Origin of the sequence: Corynebacterium sp. HMSC055D05 (assembly GCF_001810365.1) — a bacterium.
In the GTDB taxonomy this organism is placed as follows: Bacteria; Actinomycetota; Actinomycetes; order Mycobacteriales; family Mycobacteriaceae; genus Corynebacterium; species Corynebacterium coyleae.
In genome coordinates, this window is the sequence record NZ_KV801073.1 from 264,486 (window position 1) to 264,991 (window position 506).

The window sequence follows — 506 nt, forward strand, 5'->3', positions numbered from 1 at the left end:
GGAGCCGAAGGAAGAGAAGAAGGCTGCTCCGAAGCAGGCTTCCGGTTCCGCTACCGATGTTGAGATGCCGGAGCTCGGTGAGTCCGTCACTGAGGGCACCATCACTACGTGGCTGAAGGAAGTCGGCGACGAGGTTGAGGTCGACGAGCCGCTGCTCGAGGTCTCCACTGACAAGGTCGACACCGAGATCCCCTCCCCTGTCGCTGGTGTGATCCTGGAGATCAAGGCTGAGGAGGACGACACCGTCGAGATCGGCGACGTCATCGCGATTATTGGCGACGAGGGCGAAACCCCGGCCGGCGACGACAAGTCCGACGACTCCGCCGACGCCAAGGAAGAGGCGAAGGACGAAGAGCCGGCTGAGGAGCCGAAGGAAGAGAAGAAGGCTGCTCCGAAGAAGTCCTCTGGTGAGGGCACCAAGGTTGAGATGCCGGAGCTCGGCGAGTCCGTCACCGAAGGCACCATCACCACCTGGCTGAAGGAAGTCGGCGACGAGGTTGAGGTCG

Annotated in this window: 1 protein-coding gene; it reads left to right on the forward strand. The window is 62.5% G+C overall.

Translation table 11 applies throughout. From position 1 onward, the window contains the following. On the forward strand, positions 1–506 hold a 506-nt coding region (locus HMPREF2734_RS07145; protein ID WP_371440427.1), incomplete at both ends, for a biotin/lipoyl-containing protein.